This window comes from Cytophagia bacterium CHB2, from assembly GCA_030263535.1.
Classification (GTDB): domain Bacteria; phylum Zhuqueibacterota; class Zhuqueibacteria; order Zhuqueibacterales; family Zhuqueibacteraceae; genus Coneutiohabitans.
Genome location: SZPB01000445.1, coordinates 1 through 4,613, shown reverse-complemented (window position 1 = coordinate 4,613; position 4,613 = coordinate 1). Strand labels below are relative to the sequence as shown.

Annotated in this window: 1 protein-coding gene; it reads left to right on the top strand. The window is 51.5% G+C overall.

Features of this window, described 5'->3' with window-relative positions:
• The first annotated feature begins 935 nt into the window (after positions 1 to 935).
• Positions 936 to 4,070 (top strand): type III restriction endonuclease subunit R, encoded by a 3,135-nt coding sequence (locus FBQ85_26895; GenBank protein MDL1878762.1) that lies wholly within the window; start codon positions 936 to 938, stop codon positions 4,068 to 4,070.
• The last annotated feature ends 543 nt before the right edge of the window (positions 4,071 to 4,613 follow it).

The following is a 4,613-nucleotide window of genomic DNA, read 5'->3' as shown; positions in this document are numbered from 1 at the left end:
GATCGCCCTGAAGTGGTTCGCAAGATCACGCGCGTTACCGGCCCGTTCACGTTTGAAGCAACAATTCCCACGGCGCTTGATTTGAATGGAAACGGTAAGAAAGATGCCACCGCAGAAATTGCTGAGGATCACCGCTCATTCGTGGAGCGCATGCTGGAAGTGTTGCGCAAGTCACCGATTCTGCAAATCGGTCACGGAAAGGCCGTCACATTCCAAAACGTGCGTTTACCCGCCAAGACCTTAGCGTTGTCAGCGGAGGCCATAGTGCTCAACGGCAAGGCCAATCCGGTGGCTATCGTTTTTGGCCCTGAAAATGGCGCAATCAGTGCGAGGCTCGTTTTTGAAGCAGCGAAAGAAGCGAACGCCAAAGGATATTCACATCTTTACGTCATTGGCTTTGCCATTCAGCCCAATGCACGCAATTGCATCGAAGAATGCGAGAAGGCCGCGAACATACCGGCGACCTATGTGCAGGCCACGCCCGATTTGATGATGGGCGATTTGCTGAAAAACATGCGGTCGAGCCAGATTTTCAGCGTTTGCGGTTTGCCAGACGTTGAAGTCCATGAGAAGAAACCCAAGAAAAAGGGTGAGCCTGCTACCTATCAAGTCGAATTAACTGGTTTGGACGTATTCGATCCGTTGACAATGAAGGCGGAGAGACGCAAGGGCAATGATGTTCCGGCCTGGTTTCTCGATGTGGACTATAACGGCATGTGCTTTCACGTTAGCCAAGCCTTCTTTCCTCGCACTTCTGCTTGGGACAGTCTGAAACGAGCATTGAAAACCACTTACGATAATTCTGTTTGGGATCATTTGTCGGGAACGCTAAGCACGCCTTTCGAAGTCGGCAAACACAAGCAGATTGCCGTGAAGGTGATTGATGATCGCGGCAATGAATTGTTGGTGGTGAAAGATTTGGAGGGTCGCAAAAAATGAGTGCGTTTGAAGTCTCTGAACCGATTTTGAATTCGCCATTTGATGAGCCGGGCCTGCACTGGCATTTGGAAGAAGGCAAAATGCCGCAGCAGCGAGCCGGTCGCCGGCCTGCCGGTTACTTTTATCGCGATCCCCATGCGACTGCCTCCAACAACGAGCATGAAACACGCGGGGTATGGGTGGAATTAGAGTTGGTGAACCTCATTCGCACGCGAGTGAAGGAATGGCGTGCCCTGGCGTTGCGCGGGGAGGGCGGCGTCACGCGCACTACGCAAGAGTTGCTCAACTACTGGCGGCGAGAAGGGCGGCAGCATCGTTTGTTTTTTGCTCAACTCGAAGCCGCTGAAACCATCGTCTTTTTGACTGAAGCACGGATTGATTTTTTACAGGGCATTGTTGTTCCATCGGATGAGCCGAGCGAGGAACGCATAGCGGAGGGTTATCGGGCGTTTCGCCGATATGCTTTGAAGATGGCCACCGGCAGCGGCAAGACGACCGTTATGGGAATGCTCGCAGCCTGGAGCATACTCAACAAAGTCAGCGACCGCAGCGATGCTCGTTTTTCTGATACGGTGCTTGTGGTTTGCCCAAACGTCACGATTCGAAATCGCCTGCAAGAGCTTGATCCGGCCAACGGAGAGGCGAGTCTTTATCGCACGCGCGATATCGTGCCGTCTCATTTAATGTCCGACTTGAACAAAGGCCGTGTGCTGGTTACGAACTGGCATGTTTTCGAGCCGCAATCCCCACAAGCCAATGGCGTGAGCGCCAGGGTCAATAAAGCGGGCGTGCCGCTTGAAAAGAGGGAATACATCTGGATAGGTGAAAAAAATACAACGGCGCGGGGTCGCCGTTATTTGACGCTGGAGGAGTACGGGCGGCAAGTTGCGGCAAGGCGGTTGACGGTTTTGAAGGAAGAGCGGGATGCCCAGGGCCATTTGAAAGGTGCACATGTGGAGTCGGTGCGTTACGTCGAAAGCGATGCGGCCTTGATCAATCGCGTGTTGGGCCGTGAGGTTGGCGGCAAGCAAAATATCCTGGTGTTCAATGACGAAGCCCACCATGCCTATCGCATTCGTCGCCCCGAGCCGGAAGCAGATGAAGACGACTTGTTCGGCGAAGTCGAGGAGAGTACGGAATTTTTTAAAGAAGCGACGGTTTGGGTTGATGGCCTCGATAAAATCCACAAGATTCGTGGCATCAACTTTTGTGTTGATCTGTCGGCTACTCCCTATTTTCTTGGCCGAGTCGGGCAAGATACTAATCGCACCTTTCCGTGGGTTGTCAGTGATTTCGGTTTGACCGATGCCATTGAGTCCGGCTTGGTGAAAATCCCTCAATTGGCGGTACAGGACAATACCGGCGCGGAAATCCCAGGCTTTCGCAATATTTGGCGCTGGATTCTTGAACATCTCACACGAGCAGAGCGTGGTGGTGCAAGAAGTCCTGTAAAACCTGAAGCAATCTTGAGGTGGGCTAATGCCCCGATTGCAATGCTGGGCGGCCTTTGGGAAAGAACGCTGAAAGAATGGGCGCGCTTACGTCGGGAGCAGCGACCCCCGGTTTTCATTCTGATTTGTAAGAATACCAAAATTGCAAAGATGGTTCATGAGTGGCTGGCAGGAGAAGAGCGACCGCAGGGAATTCCCCCGGCTGGGATTGAAGGTTTTCGCAATGAAAACGGCAACGTGTATACACTTCGGGTTGACACCAAAGTTGTTCACGAAACCGATACCGGCGAAGCCAAAAGCGATGAAATGAAATGGATGCGATTCACGCTCGACACAGTGGGCAAAATCGAGTGGCCGCGAGATCGGCAAGGGCGAACGCTTTTCCCTGAAGGATTCGAAGAGCTTGCCAAGAAACTGAATCGCCCTTTGCACCCGCCAGGGCGCGATGTTCGTTGTATTGTCAGCGTTGGAATGCTCACCGAAGGTTGGGACTGCAATACTGTGACGCATATCATTGGGCTGAGGCCCTTCATGTCGCAGTTGTTGTGTGAGCAAGTTGTCGGGCGTGGGCTGCGGCGGACAAACTACAGTGACTTTGATGAGAAGGGCAGGCTTCGTGAGGAAGTGGCCAAGATTTTGGGTGTGCCGTTTGAAGTCATACCTTTCAAAGCAAATTCTAACGCCCCGGCGACGACGCAAAAGCGGCATCATGTTCATGCGGTTGCAGCGAAGGTACAATATAAAATCGAATTTCCACGAGTTACAGGTTATCGTCAGGCGATTCGCAACCGCGTTACAGTCGATTGGGACGCAGTAGCACCGCTCCCACTTGACCCGTTGAACATTCCGGTTGAAATTAAGATGAAAGCGGGTATTCCGAACAATCAAGGCAGACCATCCATCTATGGCCCTGGAAAGCTTGAGGAAGTTGACCTTGCGGCATTTCGCGCTGGCAGGCGGATGCAAACTTTGTTGTTTGAATTGGCGGCTGATCTCACGCGCGATTATGTTACACAAGCTGGCGGTGAAGCGTTGGCCCAAGTGATTTTCCCGCAAGTTCTCAAGATTGTGGAAAAGTATCTCAAGGAGAAAGTCACGGTCATTCCGCCGAACGACTTACTCGATGCCTTTCTCGCGCCGTATTATGGCTGGATAATCGAGCGTTTGGTGGAAGCCATTCAACCGGACGTTTCAGAAGGCGAAGCGCCAGAGTTGCCAGTTTACGAAACCAATCGCGGCCCAGGCTCAACCTCCGAGGTCGATTTCTGGACGAGCCGCGACGTATGCGAGGTCATCAATAGTCATTTGAACTACGTTGTCGCGGATACTCAGATTTGGGAGCAATCCGCAGCCTACACGATTGACAATCACCGAGCCGTAGAGGCTTTCGTGAAGAACGCCGGCTTGGGCTTCGCGATTCCGTATCTCCACGACGGGCAAATGCACGATTACATTCCCGATTTTATCATTCGTCTGAAGGGAAAAACACCTCGCCATCTGATTTTAGAAGTGAAAGGATATGATAGGCTGGCCGAGATCAAAGCACAAGCCGCACAGCGATGGATAAATGCGGTGAATGCCGATGGTCGTTTTGGAACCTGGTACTATGCGATGGCGCGCGGGCTGGAGGAAGTTGGCAAGAAGATCAATGAAGCGGTGCGCCTGGGCAAACGAGGATGACATGCAAAAAAAGACTTGCGAAGATCAGCATTGGAGTTTAGTTTTGGCCGTTGACTCAAGAGAGTAAACTGCAAGACAATTTCGCATTGGTTTCAACGAAGCCCCTGAGTTCAATAAGCTTTTGCAGGCTTACTCTCGCTCAGGGGTTTCGTTTTTTGGGCCACGGGAATGTTAAAGCTATTAGCCGGTGATTCTCAAGTTCCCCCGGAGGTTAGCTGGGCGAGGGACTTTCAACTAAACGGGGTACTTCCCGACTTCAATCCAGTCTTCACAAAGGCATTGCTTAAAATTTTTCACAATAAGCTCGTCAAGAATACTCCGCTTTTGTGGAATATATCTTTGCACGTCGGGCCAGGGAATCACAGGTTTAAGACTCGCCATTTAAGAAACGCTGCGAAGCATTTGGGCAAGATTCAAGGAAAATTCAATCTTGCCCATTTTGACAAGGAGACAGCAGAAGCGATTGTGAGAGTGGCAGATCATATAAATACAGCAAAGCGGATTGTGAATCAGATTTTGGAAAAAATGGAGGCCACCTATCGC